Consider the following 18,660-nt stretch of genomic DNA (forward strand, 5'->3'; position numbering starts at 1 on the left):
TAGCGTAAGAGTCATCGCGTGGGAGCGGGCTTGCCCCGCGATAGCGTAGGCCCAGGCAGCTTCGTTGCCTGGCCTGAAGCGATCGCGGGGCAAGCCCGCTCCCACGCTAGGACTCCCACGCAGCCCCATTATCGATGGGTTATTGCCAGCGCTCGGCAGCATCCTGATCCGACTGCCTGCCCTCGACCCAGCGCGGCCCGTCCTGGGTGTTTTCCTTCTTCCAGAACGGCGCCCGGGTCTTCAGGTAATCCATGATGAAGTTGCAGGCATCGAATGCTGCCTGCCGATGCGCACTGGCCACACCGACGAACACGATCGGCTCGCCCGGCTCCAGCCCGCCAATACGATGCAGCACTTCGACCTTCAATAACGGCCAACGCTGCTCGGCCTCGACGACGATCTTGGCCAAGGCCTTCTCGGTCATGCCCGGATAATGCTCCAGGAACATCCCGGCCACATCCCGGCCATCGTTGAAATCGCGCACATAACCGACAAAGCCGACCACCGCCCCGACCCCGACATTGGCGGCATGCATGGCGTTGACCTCGGCGCCCGGATCGAACGCCTGCTCCAGCACTCGAACCGTCATGCTCAGCCTCCGGTCACCGGTGGGAAGAACGCCACTTCGTCGCCCTCCGCCAGCGGCTCGTCAAGCCGGCACAGGTCCTGGTTACGCGCGCACATCAGGTTCTGCTCGGCCAGCACCTGGTAATCATCGCCCTTCGCCAACAAGGCGTTGCGCACATCGGCAATCGCCGCGAAATCGCCTTCCAGCGGCTCGCCATCACGCCCCAGTTGCTCACGGTAGCGAGCGAAATACACCACTTGGACTTTCATCACGCCTGCACCTGATAGTGGCCGCTCTTGCCGCCGATTTTTTCCAAGAGGCGCACCTGCTCGATGACCATGCCCTTATCCACCGCCTTGCACATGTCGTAAATGGTCAGCGCGGCAACGCTGGCGGCAGTCAGTGCTTCCATCTCCACTCCGGTCTGCCCGGCCAGCTTGCAGCGGGCGACGATACGCACTGCATCGGTACCTTCGGCGCTGAGCTCGACCTTGACGCTGGTGAGCATCAGGGGATGGCAAAGCGGGATCAGGTCGCTGGTCTTTTTCGCCGCCTGGATACCGGCAATCCGCGCCACGGCGAACACATCGCCCTTGGGGTGCTCGCCGTCGACGATCATTTGCAGGGTCTGCGGCAACATGCGCACGCGCGCTTCGGCCACCGCTTCGCGTTCGGTCACGGCTTTTTCAGTGACGTCGACCATGTTGGCGCGCCCCTGGGAATCGAGATGAGTCAGCACTGCTCTGCTCCTGGGAAGGGAGCGATCAGTGTAAACCTGCCGGTCAGGTTTACGCAGCGAAAAAAGCCGGGCGGGTGGTGATTGTAGCGGCCTCATCGCGGGGCAAGCCCGCTCCCACAAGAGCGGTGCAGCCCGGTAGGAGCGGGCTTGCCCCGCGATGAGGCCGCTACAGCCACCTATCTATCTACAGGTGCGACTCAGCGTACTCAGCCAGTACCGAACGAGGCACACCCTGCAGGGTGATGTGCACGCCATGCGGGAAGTCCTTGAAGCGCTCGGTCAAGTAGGTCAACCCAGAACTGGTCGCCGACAGGTAAGGCGTATCGATCTGCGCCAGGTTGCCCAGGCACACCACCTTGGACCCTGCCCCCGCGCGGGTGATGATGGTCTTCATCTGGTGCGGGGTAAGGTTCTGGCATTCATCGATCAGGATCAGGCTCTGCTGGAAGCTACGACCGCGAATGTAGTTCAGCGACTTGAACTGCAGCGGTACCCGCTCAAGGATGTACTCGACGCTGCCATGGGTGCTCTCATCGTCCATGTGCAAGGCTTCAAGGTTGTCGGTGATCGCCCCCAGCCAAGGCTCCATCTTCTCCGCCTCGGTGCCTGGCAGGAAGCCAATCTCCTGGTCCAGCCCCTGCACGCTGCGGGTGGCGATGATGCGCCGGTAGCGCTTGCTGACCATGGTCTGTTCGATAGCCGCAGCCAACGCCAGGATGGTCTTGCCGGAACCGGCAGCGCCGGTCAGGTTGACCAGGTGAATATCCGGATCGAGCAAGGCGAACAGCGCCAGGCTCTGATGGATGTCACGCGGTTTCAGCCCCCAGGCCTCCTGGTGCAGCAGCGGCTCCTGGTGCAGGTCGAGCAATAGCAGTTCATCGTTACGGATGCCCTTGATCCAACCCACGAAGCCCTGCTCATCGATGATGAACTCGTTGACGTGCACCGCCGGCAGGTTGTCGGTCAGCTGCACCCGATGCCAGGTCCGGCCGCGCTCCTGGCGGGTCTCGACCTTGCTGACCCGGTCCCAGAACGATCCGCTGACCGAGTGATAGCCCTTGGACAACAAGGACACGTCGTCGACCAACTGGTCGGTGCTGTAGTCCTCGGCGGCAATCCCGCAAGCGCGCGCCTTCAGGCGCATGTTGATGTCCTTGGTCACCAGCACCACGTCCAGGTCGGAGCGTTTAGCGCGCAGTTCCAGAAGCTGGTTGATGATGATGTTGTCGGCCAGGTTCTCTGGCAGCAGACGGTTGGGCTCGCTACGCGGGCTCATCAGGATGGACAGGAAACCTTTCGGTCCGCTCTTGCCACGCTGGATCGGCACACCCTGTTCGACATCACTGGGCGAGGCGTCACCGAGGGTTTGATCGATCAGCCGGATCGCCTGGCGGCATTCGGCGGCGATGGTGTGTTTACCGGTCTTGAGCTTGTCGAGTTCCTCCAGCACCGTCATCGGAATGGCGACGTGGTGCTCCTCGAAGTTGAGCAATGCGTTGGGATCGTGAATCAGGACGTTGGTATCGAGCACATAGAGGATCGGCTGGGTGGAGGAAGGGTTGCGTCCATGGTCATCCATACTCGGGCACCTTGTGTCAGAACCACGCGGCGCGTAACCGCTGCGCCGCAGAGTGACGCCGTTCTCCCCGTATCCGCGTTGTTACGGGCGGGAAGCGCACCTGGCAAAGGAGGGTCTGGATGACGCCACCTGTGCTGCAGGAATCGGCTGTCTGGTTCTTTCATACCGCAAAAACCATGAACAAAAAAAGCTTTTTTACGTCCCGATGAAGTTTATTTTTCCGAATGGCTAACGCGCCTTGGCTGGCTGTCATCGGGGAACTAAAGTCAAAGATCAAGCCCTATGCTTTTCGCGGGGGTAGGTTGCCGCCTAGTGTGATGCAGGTGGGCCATCCTGGTGCACGTACGCCTGGCAATCTTCCCAGCCGATGCCACTTTGTCCGGTGTTGTGCAGCAGCCACTGCACCGCCTGCTGGGCCTTGGGCTGATTGTCGTGCAGTTGAATCACCCCCTTGCGCCACAACAGCATCAGGGTTACCACGCGCTGGGCGGATTGCTCGGCGGTCAAGGCTGTGTCATCCAGTGCATCGATATCCCACAGCGACACCTGCAGCCCCTGGCTGGCCATGAACGCCTCGCCATCGGCGCGGCGCTGGCCATAGGGCGGACGGAACAACGGCACGTACTGCTCGGGCAAATCCGCCTGGACCCGCGCCTGACTGCGGCGCAGCGAGTCTTGCCAGTCCTGCCACTGCGCATGCGAGCGGTACTCCCACCCCTGAATGCCTACGCATTGCCCGGCATACAGCTCGCCGAGCGAACTGGCGGCGGCGTCGCGACGTTGTTGCAGGCGATTACCCAAGACAAAGAAGGTGCCGCCCAACTTCTGCCGGCGCAAATAGTCGGTCAGGCTGTCGGTGCTGCTGCCTTCGGCGCCAGGGCCACCGACGAAGGTCAGCAAGAACATCCGGTCATTGAGCTCATCGCCATTGCGCTCGCGGCTGGAGAGGCGCTCGATCTCGCTGCTGGTTTGCGGGAACAACGCTGCCTTGCGCAATTGCTCATCCAGATAGCGCACATGAAACTGCCGGCTCGGTTCGATCCAACCGGTATAGAACTCGCCGACATCAGCGTTGAACGTGGCGGCTTGCGTGCGAAGTTCGGCCATCGACTCGACCGGGTAGCAGAACGAGGCATCCTGCTCGCAACTGCGCTGGGCCTGCTGGTAGTTCTGCCACAGCCGCTGCCACATCCGCGCCCGCACCGCACGAATCACTGTCAAGTTGACCTGCCTGAGCTTGAGCCGCGCAGCCAGCGCCGGCTCATCGAGCAACTCGCTCTCTTGCAACACCTGGGCAAACGACAAAATTTCCGCACGCGAAGCGACATCGAACAGCGCCGGGCTGTCCAGTTGCTCGGGCCACAGGCTGCGGTCCAGGCTGGCTTGAATCGGTGGGGCGGCCTGCACGGCCAGGCTGAACCAGCCTGCCAGCAAGGCTAAGGCAATGCGCACGGTCGGACTCTCCGCAAATCCCGTTCAATCATGAGCCGCACTATAACGCGAGGCTCGCCGATGTTCTGTGACTATCGTCGGCATAGTTTGGACTTACCCCGGCCAGCCCGTAGAATCCGCCTCTACGATTCAAGGAGCCGACCTGATGCTGACGGTGATTTCCCCCGCCAAGACCCTCGATTACGACACCCCTGCAGTGACCCAGCGCTTCACCCTGCCGCAGTACCTGGACGACTCGCAGGAGCTGATCACCCAGCTGCGCGAGCTGAGCCCTGCGCAAATCAGCGAGTTGATGCACCTGTCGGACAAACTCTCCGGCCTCAACGCCGCACGCTTCGGCAGCTGGACCCCAGACTTCACCCCAGCCAACGCCAAGCAGGCGCTGCTGGCGTTCAAGGGTGACGTGTACACCGGGCTCGACGCCGAAAGCCTCAGCGAAGACGACTTCAGCTATGCCCAGCAGCACCTGCGCATGCTCTCCGGCCTGTATGGCCTGCTGCGCCCGCTCGACTTGATGCAACCCTACCGCCTGGAGATGGGCACCAAGCTGGCCAACGCCCGTGGCAAAGACCTCTATGCATTCTGGGGCACGCGGATCAGCGAATGGCTGAACCAGGCCCTGGCCGAGCAAGGCGATGACGTGCTGCTCAACCTGGCCAGCAACGAGTACTTCAGCGCGGTCAAGCGCAACGCCTTGAATGCGCGGGTCATCAACGTCGACTTCAAGGACTGGAAAAACGGCCAGTACAAGATCATCAGCTTCTATGCCAAGAAGGCCCGGGGGATGATGAGCCGGTTCGTGATCCAGGAGCAGATCAACGATCCTGAGCAGCTCAAGCAGTTCGATGTGCAGGGGTACTACTACAGTGCCGAGCAGTCGAAGACGGATCATTTGGTGTTTTTGCGCGATCATTCAGAGTGAATGATCGCGGCACGAGATCAGGTTGTATCGTGCATCAGCATGTTGCTAAGCGGTAATCCTGTCAGATCCCGCACAAGCGGGGTCTGAAAGACGGAGCCCAGGGCCACAACCTGAATCACGCCCTTCGGCCCGTGGGTCAAGGCCAGCACGACGGCGACGGTTTGGGCTTTGTCCGGATTCTGCTCAATGAACTCGATGATGTCAGACAGCGCGCGCAAGTTATTTCAAAAGCATAGAGCTATAATAAAAAAGAGATGTCGCCATATCTTTCGATAGCAACCACCAAGGCTCTATTGAATCGCCCTTGGTTTGCTAGACACTCTCCAAGCTCAGAAAATAGCGTTTCTCATACTCTACTGGCGACAGCTGCATAGCACTGCCGTGTCGGCGTTTAGGGTTATAAAACATCTCGATGTAATCGAAAATATCACTCCGGGCTTCGTCACGTGTCGCGTAGGTCTTTCGTCGAATCCGTTCCCGCTTCAAAAGCTGGAAAAAGCTCTCGGCTACGGCATTGTCATGGCAGTTTCCCCGCCGGCTCATGCTGCTGATCACATTGTTGGCCTTCAGAAAACTTTGCCAATCCGAACTGCTAAATTGACTGCCTTGGTCTGAATGAATCATCACTTGCTGCTGTGGCTTGCGGCGCCATAGGGCCATCAGCAATGCGTCAATAGCTAGGTCGCTGCACATCCTGGGCTTCATTGACCAACCAATCACTTGGCGAGAAAACAGATCCAGCACTACCGCCAGATACAGCCATCCTTCATGGGTGCGAATGTATGTGATGTCTGTCACCCAGACCTTGTTCGGCTCACTGACCTTGAACTGCCGCGCAAGGTGATTCGGCGAGGCTACGGTCGGCTTCCCGCCATAAAATCCTGGGCGCCGCCGATAGCCCGTTTGCGAACGCAGCCCCTCTGCCTGCATCAAGCGGCCCACTTGATTTCGCCCGCAGGTTTCTCCCAGCTCACGCAGGTCATCGTGAATTTTGCGATAGCCGTACACACCGCCACTCTCCAGCCAAGCATGCTTGATCAAACCGAGCAGACGATGATCTTCTTTTACTCGGGCAGTTTGAGGCTCGGCCAGCCAGACGTAGTAGCCGCTGGGATGCACCTTGAGGGTTTGGCAAAGGCGCCGCACCGGGTAATCCGTCGAGTGCTTCTTGATGAAGGCGTACTTCAGCCGCACTCCTTGGCAAAGTACGCGGCGGCCTTCTTTAAGATGTCTCGCTCTTCCGTCACGCGTTTGAGTTCAGCGCGTAGCTTACGCAGTTCAGCCTGCTGATCATCGTCTTGCTGACGCTGTTCTTGGGGCTTGCTGTAGAGCTTGATCCAGGCGTAAAGGCTGTGAACGGATATCCCCAGACGCTGGGCAACATCGGCGACAGGCTTGCCTTTCTCGGTCACTTGCTTGACCGCTTCGATTTTGAATTCTTCGGGGTAACGCTGACGACTCATGGCACCTCCTGTTTGGGCCTCATTATGAGGCTTGGAGGTGTCTAGGAAACCAGAGGCGATTCACAGCTTGAGTACAAGAAGACTACAGGATGAGTGCAGGAAGGCGGCAAAAAGGGTGCAAATAGAGTGCAAAACACCGGCGCAAGGCCGGTGTCGATAGTGCCTGATCAAGTTGGATATATTGAAAACTACATCTGTCGAATATCAGATAAAAAATCATAAAATTCTTTTTCTGTCATCTCAAACTCTGGCCCTTCGACCATTGCCATTAGTGACAACAACGCAATGTCTAAATCTTTTGTGAGAGAAAGGTTTGGATCTTGGTAAATATCAAGTGCCTCTTTTGATATTTTAAAAATATCAAATCCATCAGCAACTACTCTTCCAAGTCTGTCAGCCACTATGTCTTCCATGCTCATTGCTGCCCCCAACTCTTTAGCTCTGCTCCGGTCGGAGGGTAGTGCTGAGCATCAACCGGCTGCCCATTAATACTTTTCGGGTGGACACGGATTACTTCTCCTGCATGGTCATAGCTTTCCATCCATTGCCTCGTACTGCCCGTCTTAGGATCAAACTCCGTGGCGAAAGAAGCACCCCGAGTAGGTCCTTCTGTCCTTGCAGGAACCTCTTGTGTGTAGTAACGAATACGGCCATCAGGCAGTGTTCTAGTGACCGCTGCTGTCTCTTGAGCTTTTTGTAGTCCTGATAGTTTCGCTCTCAATGCAGCTTGGGCATTTGCACTTGTGGCTTCAGTAGCTACAACTTCTCCCGTTGTAGCAGTAGCTTTTGCACCTCCATTACCCCTCTCAGCCCCCGTCTTGACTTCACGCGACGGGCCATCAGCACCAGCTTTACCGCCTTTAACGGCTGATATACCAGTCCCGATGATGCTCGCAACCAGACTACCACCGCCCATCAGGTACTTGTCAAAACTATCATCCTTCCTAAGCCCCTGGCCTTCCATATGCTCGGCAATCTTCTGCCCCACATAGTCCTGCATGCCCTGCAAGCGGGCCATCAGCTCTTGCCCAAGCGGGGTTTGCTCGGCGGCGCTCATGGCCACAGCCTGAATCACGCCCTTCGGCCCCTGGGTCAAGGCCAGCACGACGGCGACGGCCTGGGCTTTGTCCGGGTTCTGTTCAATGAACTCGTTGATGTCAGACAGTGCGCGCAAGTTTTCCTGCAGCAGGGTCAGTCTCGCGGCGGCGACCTCTGAGGGAGGAAGATTCACGACCGTGGGTGCTTTTATCGGCTCAAGCGCTTGGGCAACGACGCCTTTTACCTGTTCAGCATGTTCCGGGCTGATGTTCCAGAACTGGCTCAGCTGCTCCAAGACGCGATTCTGGAAGTCACCATCTGCCATCATCGCCATGGCTTGGCTGCGACTCTTGCCGCTGAGGATCAACTGCTCCAGGGTCTGCTCGGCAAACTCACGGCTGGTGACAGCGCCCACCCCGGCGGGCATCTGCCGGCCCATCACCCGCTCAAGACGATTGAGCGTAGCGTTGAGTCCGGTACTGGCCTGCTCGAAGTTCTTCTGCGCGGTCTTGTTGTAATCAAGCAGTCCAGCGCTCCACTGCTGCAGCGTCTCCTGCGGATTCAGTGCATCGTCCAAGGAGCTACCGGTCACGTAGAGGTCGGTGCGCGACTCTTTGTCCCGAGTGATCGCGTAGGCCTTGTCCAGATCCCGGTTCAAACCGCTAGTCGAGGCCTGGCCTGTCTCGGCATCCTGGCGCACCGTGATATCACCTGCGCCGACCGTGGCACGAACGATCTGCTCGCGATCCTTCTCATACTCCCAACCGCTTACGCTCCAGCCGTTCTGGCCCTTCTCTCCTTTACCAACCTGGCTACTGTCCTGTTGGGCGCTGCCTGAATCGTTGCTGAAAGTGCCGCCGACGTTCAGGTAGTAACCGTGCTCTTTGTCTTTGCCGGCGATATCGCTGTAGCCCAGGCTGCCGGTGTCGAGCTTGAGGTTGCCGTTGTCAGCGGCGATCAACGCACCATCTAGCTGGGTATGGTCTTGGGTTCGGATGTCGACCTTGCTGGCACCGGTGATGCGGGTCTGGTTCTCGACCCATTCGATCTTGCCTGAGGTTTGGCCGTACCCCACCGAGCCACTGGCGCCAGCACCCGGCCCCACCGTAACGGTCGCGCTGAGGTCGAACTCCTTGCCCTTGACCTTGCCGGTATCGACGGCCGAGGCCACGCTCAGATCTCCGCCCACCTGGCCGATCACTTGGTCGCCGCGCAACTGCGCACCGGCGATGGAGGTGTCCTTGCCGCTGGTAAATTTCAGCTGGTCGCTGGCGTAGATGTAGGCCTCTTGGTGGCGCTGCGCTTCGCGCTCCAGATTGCCCTTGCCCAGGTTGACGCTGGCATAGATACCCAGGCCTTCCGATCCAACGGTAATTCCCACTTCACCGCCGCCACTGCGGCGGTTGTGTTCCTGGCTGCTGTCGTTTTGCGCAGCGCGGATGTTCAAGTCATTGCCCGCAGCCAGATCGATACCCCGCCCGGCCTGAACCCCACTGCCAATGATGTTCAAGTCGTTGCTGGCATCGAGCTTGACATCGCGTCCGGCGTTGAGCTGGCTCGGCGTCGAGGTGCCTTGTGCGCTATCGGCGCTGGCGGTGCCATGGCTAGCGCCAATACCCAACTTGAAGCCGCCACTGGTACCGCCGTGCACGCCCCCCCAACTCTGCGACTGTTGGCTTTCCTGGCTAACGCTACCCTGGGCAACGTCAATGTCGATGTCTCGACCCTTGATGGCAATATCGCGCCCGGCTTGCAACTGACCGCCCTTGATCGTCACGTCGTTGCCGGCGTCGAGAGTGATGTCGTTGCCGGCGTCCAGTGTCGATGTGCGATTGCCTTGGTCGATGCTGGTCTGCTGACTGCTCTGGGCGCTGCGACCAAATTTGCCATCAGCGGTCGGGCCAGCCAGGAACTGATTGACCGAATCGATCGCCTGCAAGGTGCTTGATCCCTTGCTGACGGCGTTCTCGCCCTTGCCTGCGCTACTTACCGCATCCTTGGTATTGCCAAAGTTATGATTGATCGAGCCTCCCGCGCCGTGACTGACGTACTCATGCTCCTGCTCTCGGACCTGAGTTTCTCGGGCAGCATCGATGTTGATATCGCGGCCAGCCCCAAGCTTGATGTCATGCCCAGCGATCAGGTCGGAGCCGGTCTGGTTGAAATCACGCCCTGCGGTTACATCCAGATCTTGCCCTGCCTTGAGCTGACTGGCGGCGGCCAGCTGTTGACGCAGGCGGTCTTTGGCCTTTTCCTTCTCACTACCGGCAAAGAAACTGACGCCGTTATCGTCGCTGGCAAAGCTCAAGCCCACCTGGGTGGTCTTGGACCACTGCTGATCGTCACGGTGATTCTCGGCTGCAGCCACGTTGACGTCGCGCCCGGCATTGAGGGTGACGTTGCGTCCGGCATTCACTCCACTGCCCAGCAGATTGATGTCGCGCTCTGCCTGGAGCGTCGCGTCACGCTCGGCCACCACCTGACTTGCGACACTAGTGCTGCTCCGGGCCTCTTGCCCTGCGGCCTTGGCCGAGGCCACCGAGACTGATCGGATCACCAGATCCGAGGACACCGACAGGCCGACCTTCTTCTTGTATTCCTCGGAGCGGCTGTAGGTTGTGTCGTTGGCAGCAACCAGGTTGATGTCGCCCTTGCTGTCTAGCAACCCAGCGCGCAACTCTACATCGTTACCCGCATTGGCCTCGCTGGCGCGCAGACGCAGGTCGTTCCCAGCAGCTAGGACGATGTCGTTGCCCGCGTCCAGTTCGCTGGCTACCTGACTCGCGCTGGTCTTGAGCTGGCTCTTGCCGCTCTTCGACAGCCCAAGGAATCCGGACTTGGTTTTCTTGCTGTATTCGCCGTGCTCTTCGACCCCAGAGAGTACCGCCACATCGCCCGTAGCTCCCACCATCAGGTCGCCGCCAGCCTTGAGTTGACTACCTATGACGCTCACATCGCGTCCGCCATCAAGATCTGATGGATCAACCTTCCGATGTATCGAGAATCAGCGGCGATTCCACCTACTACCATGGTCCCAGAATTTTGGAGGGCGTCGTTCTCTCTTTCCGACAGCCAACAGAAAAGACCTACTAAAAAAATGGACTTTCGCGATCCGAATGAGACGCGCACCAAAACGGCCCGTCGCCGCGACATAAAACTGGCGCCAATATTTCGTCTAGCGGATTGTTATCGCCAAACGCCATAAGACCGTTCGTACTTTTTTGACGAATTTTGAAAAAATTTTTCGGATACTGGCACAAAACTATCTCACCCCGTTTTCGCCCTTTATATATAGGGATGGCACTCGCCAGTGCCATCAGTATGAAAGTATTTACGCCTGAAAAAATATTTAGAAATCATTCATTCTGCACGAACCCCCTCAGGAACTTCTGCTAGCCGCGGTCGCTCATAGCACCCGTAACGATTCACGAGCGTTGAACGTGAGAGATGACTTACAGATGACAACGGCAGGTATCTACACCCGCCCAGGAAAGTTCGACAGCGGCAATGGCACGCGCCACTAAGCCCTGTCACACGGAGGATAGACGCGCCCCCTTTAATCGTCCTAGTGGTTGATTTCAAAGGATTTATTCACTTGAAAAAACAAGCACAGCAGTTCGCCAAGTAGCGTTCTGCATTTAAGACGGCTGCATTTCAGGGCACGCCTTTTAATTATCGGCCTTTGACTGCCATTTAAGAGTGCACAACTTTTTGCACTCCGGATTTATTCATGCCTGCGTTCGGTGAAGTGTCTTTTCGCCATGGATCCGTGCGCCCGAATACTGCTGGTTAATCAACCCGGTCGGCTCTTCCGCTGAAGGGCTGGCGTGATAAACACACGAGGTGAATGCGATGCGTATCAGCATCTTTGGTTTGGGTTATGTGGGTGCAGTCTGTGCAGGTTGCCTGTCGGCACGGGGCCATGAAGTGATTGGTGTGGACGTGTCCGCCACCAAGATCGACCTGATCAACAAGGGCAAGTCGCCCATCGTCGAACCGGGTCTGGAAGAACTGCTGCAGCAAGGCCTGGCCAATGGCCGCCTGCGTGGCACCACCGACTTCGCCGAGGCCATCCGTGCCAGCGACGTGTCGATGATCTGCGTCGGCACGCCGAGCAAGAAAAACGGCGACCTGGGCCTTGAGTACATCGAGTCGGTGTGCCGCGAGATCGGCTACGTGCTGCGTGACACCACCCGCCGCCACACCATCGTGGTGCGCAGCACCGTGTTGCCAGGCACCGTCAAGAACGTGGTAATCCCAATCCTGGAAGACTGCTCGGGCAAGAAAGCCGGGGTCGACTTCGGTGTGGCGGTCAACCCTGAGTTCCTGCGGGAAAGCACCGCGATCAAGGACTACGACCAGCCACCAATGACCGTCATCGGTGAACTGGACAAGGCCAGCGGCGACGTTCTGCAAGCACTGTACGAAGAGCTCGACGCGCCGGTGATCCGCAAGGACATCGCCGTGGCCGAGATGATCAAGTACACCTGCAACGTCTGGCACGCGACCAAGGTCACCTTCGCCAACGAGATCGGCAACATCGCCAAGGCGGTCGGCGTCGATGGTCGTGAAGTGATGGATGTGGTCTGCCAGGACAAAGTCCTCAACCTGTCGCAGTACTACATGCGCCCAGGCTTCGCCTTCGGCGGCTCGTGCCTACCCAAGGACGTGCGCGCCCTCACCTACCGCGCCTCCAGCCTGGATGTGAAAGCGCCGCTGCTCGACTCGCTGATGCGCAGTAACGAATCGCAGGTGCAGAACGCCTTCGACATCATCGAAAGCCACGACAAACGCAAGATCGCCCTGCTTGGCCTGAGCTTCAAGGCCGGCACCGACGACCTGCGCGAGAGCCCCCTGGTCGAGCTGGCCGAGCGCCTGATCGGCAAGGGCTACGAGCTCAACATCTACGACCAGAACGTCGAGTACGCCCGTGTCCACGGCGCCAACAAAGACTACATCGAGTCGAAGATCCCGCACGTGTCCTCGCTGCTCAACGCCAACTTCGAGCAAGTGGTCAACGACGCCGAGATCATCATCCTGGGCAACCGCGACGAGCAGTTCCGTGCCCTGGCCGACCGTGCCCCGGAAGGCAAGCAAGTGATCGACCTGGTCGGTTTCATGAGCAAGCCGACCTGCTCCACCAGCCGCACCGAAGGCATCTGCTGGTAAGCCAGCCTGACGCGGGGCCGCAAGGCCCCGCTCTTCACTGAATTTCGCGACGGATGCCGAACATGCAAAGGTTCCAGACAGTGCTGTTGCAGTGCGCCGGGTGGCTGCTCTACATGAGCCTGCTCATGCTGATCGCCCTGGCCCTGCCCAGCGACATCTTCGACTCGCAGTCGAAGCACTTCATCTTCCTGGTCGGCGCTGTCGGCATCTGGCGCTACTCGATGGGCGCCACCCATTTCATCCGCGGCATGATCTTCCTGTACGGCGTCTACCCGTACCTGCGCAACAAAGTGCGCAAGCTGGGCAAGGCCGCGGACCCGTCCCACGTGTACCTGATGGTCACCAGTTTTCGTATCGATGCGCTGACCACCGCCCAGGTCTACAGCTCGGTGATCCGCGAAGCGATCAACTGCGGCTACCCGACCACTGTGGTCTGCTCGCTGGTGGAGAAGTGCGACGAACTGCTGGTGAAAAGCCTGTGGGCAAAATACAACCCGCCTGAACACGTCACCCTCGATTTCGTGCGCATCGCCGGTACCGGCAAGCGCGATGGCCTGGCCTTTGGCTTCCGCGCCATCTCGCGAATGATGCCCGACCAGCACGCGGTGGTGGCGGTGATCGATGGCGACACCGTGCTCGGCGAGGGCGTGGTGCGCAAGACCGTACCCTGGTTCAAGCTGTTCCCCAATGTCGGTGGCCTGACCACCAACGAATTCTGCGAAGTGCGCGGCGGCTACATCATGAGCGAGTGGCACAAGCTGCGCTTCGCCCAGCGCCACATCAACATGTGCTCGATGGCCCTGTCCAAGCGCGTGCTGACCATGACCGGGCGGATGTCGATGTTCCGCGCCAGCGTGGTGACCAACCCCGAGTTCATCGCCGACGTCGAGAGCGACTCGCTGATGCACTGGCGCCTGGGCCGCTTCAAGTTCCTCACCGGCGACGACAAGTCGAGCTGGTTCAGCCTGATGCGCCTGGGCTACGACACCTTCTATGTGCCGGATGCGGCGATCAACACGGTCGAGCACCCGCCGGAAAAAAGCTTCCTCAAGGCCAGCCGCAAACTCATGTACCGCTGGTACGGCAACAACCTGCGGCAGAACTCGCGCGCCTTGGGCCTGGGCCTCAAGCGCCTGGGGCTGTTCACCAGCGTGGTGCTGTTCGACCAGCGCGTGTCGATGTGGACCAGCCTGCTCGGCCTGACCGTCGCGGTGATCGCCAGCCTCAAGTTCGGCATGGCCTTCCTGCTGGTGTACCTGCTGTGGATCGGCATCACCCGGCTGATCCTGACCATCATGCTGCTGTGCTCGGGCCACAGCGTGGGTCCGGCCTATCCCGTGATTCTCTATTACAACCAGATCGTCGGCGCGTTGATGAAGATCTACGTGTTCTTCCGCCTCGACAAGCAGTCCTGGACCCGCCAGCCCACTGCCCTCAAGCGTGACCTTGCCAGCTTTCAACAATGGTTCAACACCTGGTCCTCCCGCACCATGACCTTCTCGGCCGCGAGCATCTTCGTCGCCGTGCTGTTCATGGTCGTGTGAGCCACCCCGGATCGGATACAACAGGAACGAAATCGCCATGAATACCGCCGTGAACGTCAATGTCGTGCATGAGTCCGAAGCCCAGCGCCAGCACGCCCGGGTCCGCATCCCCGCCAAGCTGCGCTTCCTGGATGGCAATCGCGAGCCACAAGAGGTCAAGGTCGACGACCTCTCCGCTGGGGGCCTGTCCTTCCATGCCAAGCGCGCGCTGCCGATCGGCGATGTGCTGCGCGGTCGCCTGCAGTTCGTGGTCGACAACCTCGGCCTGTCGATGGATATCGAATTCCTCGTGCGTGCCAGCGACCCCGCCACCGGCCGTACCGGCGCCGAGTTCCAGAACCTGGAACCGCGTGACATCGCCACCCTGCGCCACATCATCACCTCGCACCTGTCCGGTGAACTGATCACCGCCGGTGACGTGCTCAGTACCTTGCAGCGCGACAACTTCACCAAGGCGCGCAAGCAGAAAGACGGCGGCTCGGGCCTGAGCGCCTTCGGCCGCCTGCGCGCCGTGACCGTGACCCTCGGCGTGTTCGTGGTGGGTATCGCCGCCTTCGGCTTCGTCGCCAAGTCGCTGTATGGCATGTACTTCGTCAGCCATGCCGAAGCCGGTGTGGTCGCAGTGCCGACCACCACCGTCACCATGCCGCGCGATGGCACCGTCAAAAGCCTGGTGGAGAGCGGCGGCCAAGTGGTCAAGGGCGCGCCGCTGGCAAGCTTCAGCACCAGCATGCTGGACATGCTCAAGGGCCATCTGGACGACGCGCAATTGGAGCCGGCCAAAGTCGAGGAACTGTTCGGCAAGCAGCTCGCTGGCACCCTCACCAGCCCCTGCGACTGCGTGGTTGCGCAGCAACTGGTGGACGACGACCAGTACGCCAGCAAAGGCCAGCCGATCTTCCAGCTGATCCCCCGCACCACCAACCCGATGATCGAGGCGCGCTTCAGCTATCGCCAGTTCGACGAGGTCAAGCCAGGCACCCGGGTCAACTTCCAGATTGCCGGCGAAGACGAAGTACGCACGGGTCAGATCGTCAGCAGCGCCAGCCTCAACAGCGCAGACCTGGCCTCCGACATCCGCGTGCAGATCAAGCCAGACGGCGCGCTGCCTGCTGAACTGGCCGGTCGCCCAGCGTCGGTCAACAGCGACCGCGGTCCGTCGCTGAACTGGCTGATCGACAAAGCCGTCGCCCGTGGGCTTTAAGAGGATCTGACCATGACCCTCCAGCATACGAACTTCGTGGGAGCGAGCTTGCCTCGCGACAGCGCCCGAGCAGGCGACCGTCATCGCGGGGCAAGCCCACTCCCACGCACTGCGACGTTGCTCGCCATCGCCATCACTTTGGCCGGCTGCGCGGGCCTGCCCGACCAGCGCCTGGCCAACGAAGCGATGAAGCGTGGCGACACCGCCACCGCCGAGCGCAACTACAAGGCCCTGGCCGACCTCGGCTACAGCGACGCCCAAGTGGGCCTAGCCGACATCAAAGTCGCCTCCCGCGACCCCGCCCAGCTCAAGGAGGCCGAGGCCACCTACCGCGACGCCGCTGCCACTTCGCCGCGTGCCCAGGCGCGCCTTGGCCGCCTGCTGGTGGCCAAGCCCGACAGCACCCAGGCTGAACGCGAAGAAGCCGAGACCCTGCTCAAGCTCGCCGCCAAGCAAGGCGAAGGCAACACCCTGATCCCGCTGGCGATGCTCTACCTGCAGTACCCGCAGAGCTTCCCCAACGTCAACGCGCAACAGCAGATCGAGCAATGGCGCGCCGCCGGCCAGCCGGAAGCGGGCCTGGCGCAGATCCTGCTCTACCGCACCCAGGGCACCTACGACCAGCACCTGGATGACGTCGAGAACATCTGCAAGGCCGCAATCAACAGCACCGACATCTGCTACGTCGAGCTGGCCACCGTCTACCAGAAACGCAACCAGGCCGACCAGCGCAACGCCCTGCTCGAGCAGCTCAAGGCCGGCTATGCCCGCGGCACTGTGCCGGCTACCCGGGTCGACAGCGTCGCCCGCGTGCTGGCTGATCGCAACCTCGGCCAAACCGATGAGAAGACCGCCAAGGAGCTGCTCGAACACGTGGCCCCGGTCAACCCAGCCTCCTGGGCCAGCCTCGCCCAGCTGCTGTACGACTTCCCCGAACTGGGTGACACCGAACAGTTGCTGGCCTACATCGAAAAGGGCCGCGCCGCCGAACAGCCACGCGCCGAACTGCTGCTGGGCCGCCTCTACTACGAAGGCAAGACCCTGCCGGCCGATGCCGAGAAAGCCCAAACCCACTTGCAGGCCGCAGCCGATGCCGGCGAGATCAGCGCCCACTACTACCTCGGCCAGCTCTATCGCCGGGGCTATCTGGGCCAGGTCGAGCCACAGAAGGCCGTCGACCACCTGCTCAGCGCCGCTCGCGGCGGTCAGCTCAGCGCCGACTACGCCTTGGCCCAGCTGTACAGCGAAGGCCACGGCATTCGCCAGAATCCGGGCAATGCCTGGGTGTTCGCCCAGTTGGCCCAGGCCAACCCCACCGAACAGTCCAGCGCCATGCTGCAACAACTCGATCAGCAACTGACGCCTGACCAGCGCAGCCAGGCCGAGCGCCTGCTGGCGCAGGAGAAGCAGGCGCGCGGCAGCATGGCCCAGGGCGCCAACAGCGTCATGGCCATCGAAGCCCTGCAAGACGATGAAGACGCCGAGGACGCCTCCCTATGACGCTCAACCCTTTCGTGAAAGCCGGTATCGGCCTGAGCTTCGCCCTGCTGTGGTCGTGCCCGACCCTGGCTGACATGACTGCGCAGAAGAACTTCGGCCTGGAAGTGAAAGTCACTGCTCAATCCGAAGACGACCGCGACCTGGGCACCCGCTCCGGCGGTGACGTCAACGGCCTGGGCCTGGACCTGCGCCCCTGGGTATATGGCGAGCGCGGTAACTGGAACGCCTACGCCATGGGCCAGGCGGTGACCGCCACCGACATCATCGAGACCGACACCCTGCGCGCCTCGGACGATGGCAGCGCCATCGATACCGGCGACGACAGCCGCCAGCCCGACAAAAGCTACCTGGCCCTGCGCGAGTTCTGGGTCGGCTACAACGGCTTCACGCCCTACCCCGGCGAATACCTGCGCTTTGGCCGGCAACGCCTGCGCAACGACGACGGCATGTGGCGCGACACCAATATCGAGGCGCTGAACTGGACCTTCGACACCACCCTGCTCAAGGCCGATGTCGGCGTTGCCCAGCGCTTCAGCGAATACCGCACCGACCTGACTGAGCTGGCCGCCGAAGACGAAGACCGCACGCACGTCTACGGCAACGTCGCCGCGCAGTGGACGCCAGGTCACTGGGTTGGCCTGCGCGCCCATCACACCCATGACAGCGGCAGCCTGAACAAACCCGGCGAGACCATCGACACCCTCGACAAGACCCGCACTGGCGATCTCACCTGGCTTGGCCTTGAGGCCAACAGCGATGCCTACAACTGGCGCAACGACCACACCGTCAACTACTGGGGCAGCCTGACCTGGCTGACCGGCGATCGCGACAAGCTCAGCAGCGAGACGCGCAATGGCGAGCAAGTGGTTACCGGCAAGCAGAGCGGTGACGTCAACGCCTGGGCCACCGACCTGGGTATCCGCCTGCGCCTGGACCCCAACTGGCAGGTCGGCGCCGCCTATGCCCGCGGCAGCGGCGGGGGTGGCAGCGACGGCTCGAACAACTTCGAACAGACCGGCCTTGAGAGCAATCGCTCCAACTTCACCGGCACCCGTTCGCGCGTCCACCGCTTCGGCGAGGCCTTCCGTGGCGAGCTGGGCAACTTGCAGGCAGCCACCCTGTTCGCCTCCTGGCAGCTGCGCGAGGACTACGACGCAAGCTTCATCTACCACAAGTTCTGGCGCGTCGATGACCAACAGAACATCGGCTCCAGCGGCATCAATGCGGTGGTCGAGGACAACGGCGTCAACCGCCCGCTGATCAGCGGCGAGAAGGACCTGGGCCAAGAGATGGACGTGGTCGTCACCAAGTACTTCAAGCAAGGCTTGCTGCCGGCTTCGCTGAGCCAGTCGATCGACGAACCGTCGGCCCTGGTACGCCTGCGCGCGGGTGTCTTCAAGCCGGGTGACGCCTATGGCAAAGAAGCCGATTCGTACATGCACCGCGCCTTTGTCGACGTGATCTGGCGCTTCTGAGCCGGGA

Annotated in this window: 15 protein-coding genes; 6 read left to right on the forward strand and 9 right to left on the reverse strand. The window is 60.6% G+C overall.

Annotation, left to right across the window (positions count from 1 at the left end):
* Positions 1 to 139: 139 nt before the first annotated feature.
* The 5 genes from moaE to HU737_RS17855 form a co-directional block, all read right to left on the reverse strand.
* Complete coding sequence (gene moaE, locus HU737_RS17835) at positions 140 to 589, reverse strand: molybdopterin synthase catalytic subunit MoaE (RefSeq protein WP_186553830.1); 450 nt, start codon at positions 587 to 589, stop codon at positions 140 to 142.
* A gap of 2 nt (positions 590 to 591) precedes the next feature.
* Entirely contained in the window at positions 592 to 837 is a 246-nt protein-coding gene (locus HU737_RS17840) for a MoaD/ThiS family protein (protein WP_186553829.1), read from the reverse strand.
* Positions 837 to 1,307 (reverse strand): cyclic pyranopterin monophosphate synthase MoaC, encoded by a 471-nt coding sequence (moaC, locus tag HU737_RS17845; RefSeq protein WP_186553828.1) that lies wholly within the window; start codon positions 1,305 to 1,307, stop codon positions 837 to 839. Before moaC ends, HU737_RS17840 begins: the two co-directional genes overlap by 1 nt.
* A gap of 184 nt (positions 1,308 to 1,491) precedes the next feature.
* A complete protein-coding gene (locus tag HU737_RS17850) occupies positions 1,492 to 2,886 on the reverse strand; it encodes a PhoH family protein (protein ID WP_186553827.1) in 1,395 nt (464 codons plus the stop codon).
* A 309-nt stretch (positions 2,887 to 3,195) separates the two neighbouring features.
* Entirely contained in the window at positions 3,196 to 4,338 is a 1,143-nt protein-coding gene (locus HU737_RS17855; RefSeq protein WP_186553826.1) for a polysaccharide deacetylase family protein, read from the reverse strand.
* A gap of 145 nt (positions 4,339 to 4,483) precedes the next feature.
* Here HU737_RS17855 and yaaA point away from each other — a divergent pair, with 145 nt between their 5' ends.
* Entirely contained in the window at positions 4,484 to 5,260 is a 777-nt protein-coding gene (yaaA, locus tag HU737_RS17860; protein ID WP_186553825.1) for a peroxide stress protein YaaA, read from the forward strand.
* 17 nt (positions 5,261 to 5,277) lie between these two features.
* Here the strand turns inward: yaaA and HU737_RS17865 are convergent, their stop codons facing one another.
* The 4 genes from HU737_RS17865 to HU737_RS17880 form a co-directional block, all read right to left on the reverse strand.
* Positions 5,278 to 5,478, reverse strand: a complete 201-nt coding sequence (locus HU737_RS17865; RefSeq protein WP_186553824.1) for a hypothetical protein — start codon at positions 5,476 to 5,478, stop codon at positions 5,278 to 5,280.
* A gap of 94 nt (positions 5,479 to 5,572) precedes the next feature.
* A protein-coding gene (locus HU737_RS17870; RefSeq protein ID WP_186553823.1) for an IS3 family transposase occupies positions 5,573 to 6,723 on the reverse strand; the annotation gives its coding sequence in 2 pieces (ribosomal slippage) (positions 5,573 to 6,480 and positions 6,480 to 6,723; 1,152 coding nt in all).
* Between the two features lie 188 nt (positions 6,724 to 6,911).
* Positions 6,912 to 7,142: a hypothetical protein gene (locus HU737_RS17875; RefSeq protein ID WP_055002011.1), complete on the reverse strand. Its 231-nt coding sequence runs from the start codon at positions 7,140 to 7,142 to the stop codon at positions 6,912 to 6,914.
* Positions 7,139 to 10,714 (reverse strand): hemagglutinin repeat-containing protein, encoded by a 3,576-nt coding sequence (locus HU737_RS17880; RefSeq protein ID WP_367616040.1) that lies wholly within the window; start codon positions 10,712 to 10,714, stop codon positions 7,139 to 7,141. Before HU737_RS17880 ends, HU737_RS17875 begins: the two co-directional genes overlap by 4 nt.
* A gap of 899 nt (positions 10,715 to 11,613) precedes the next feature.
* On the opposite strand from HU737_RS17880, the gene HU737_RS17885 reads away from it, so the two are divergent.
* The 5 genes from HU737_RS17885 (at position 11,614) to HU737_RS17905 (ending at position 18,653) form a co-directional block, all read left to right on the forward strand.
* A complete protein-coding gene (locus HU737_RS17885; protein WP_186553822.1) occupies positions 11,614 to 12,930 on the forward strand; it encodes a nucleotide sugar dehydrogenase in 1,317 nt (438 codons plus the stop codon).
* Positions 12,931 to 12,992: 62 nt separating this feature from the next.
* Positions 12,993 to 14,474 carry a glycosyltransferase family 2 protein gene (locus tag HU737_RS17890; protein ID WP_186553821.1) on the forward strand — a complete coding sequence of 494 codons (1,482 nt, stop codon included), beginning with the start codon at positions 12,993 to 12,995 and terminating at the stop codon, positions 14,472 to 14,474.
* A 37-nt stretch (positions 14,475 to 14,511) separates the two neighbouring features.
* Positions 14,512 to 15,678 carry an alginate biosynthesis protein Alg44 gene (locus tag HU737_RS17895; protein ID WP_186553820.1) on the forward strand — a complete coding sequence of 389 codons (1,167 nt, stop codon included), beginning with the start codon at positions 14,512 to 14,514 and terminating at the stop codon, positions 15,676 to 15,678.
* A 12-nt stretch (positions 15,679 to 15,690) separates the two neighbouring features.
* Positions 15,691 to 17,178, forward strand: a complete 1,488-nt coding sequence (gene algK, locus HU737_RS17900; protein ID WP_186553819.1) for an alginate biosynthesis TPR repeat lipoprotein AlgK — start codon at positions 15,691 to 15,693, stop codon at positions 17,176 to 17,178.
* On the forward strand, positions 17,175 to 18,653 hold the full coding sequence (locus tag HU737_RS17905) for an alginate export family protein (protein ID WP_186553818.1): 1,479 nt from the start codon (positions 17,175 to 17,177) through the stop codon (positions 18,651 to 18,653). The genes algK and HU737_RS17905 overlap by 4 nt, the downstream gene beginning before the upstream one ends.
* Positions 18,654 to 18,660 lie beyond the last annotated feature (7 nt).

Source organism: Pseudomonas urmiensis (genome assembly GCF_014268815.2).
Classification (GTDB): Bacteria; Pseudomonadota; Gammaproteobacteria; order Pseudomonadales; family Pseudomonadaceae; genus Aquipseudomonas; species Aquipseudomonas urmiensis.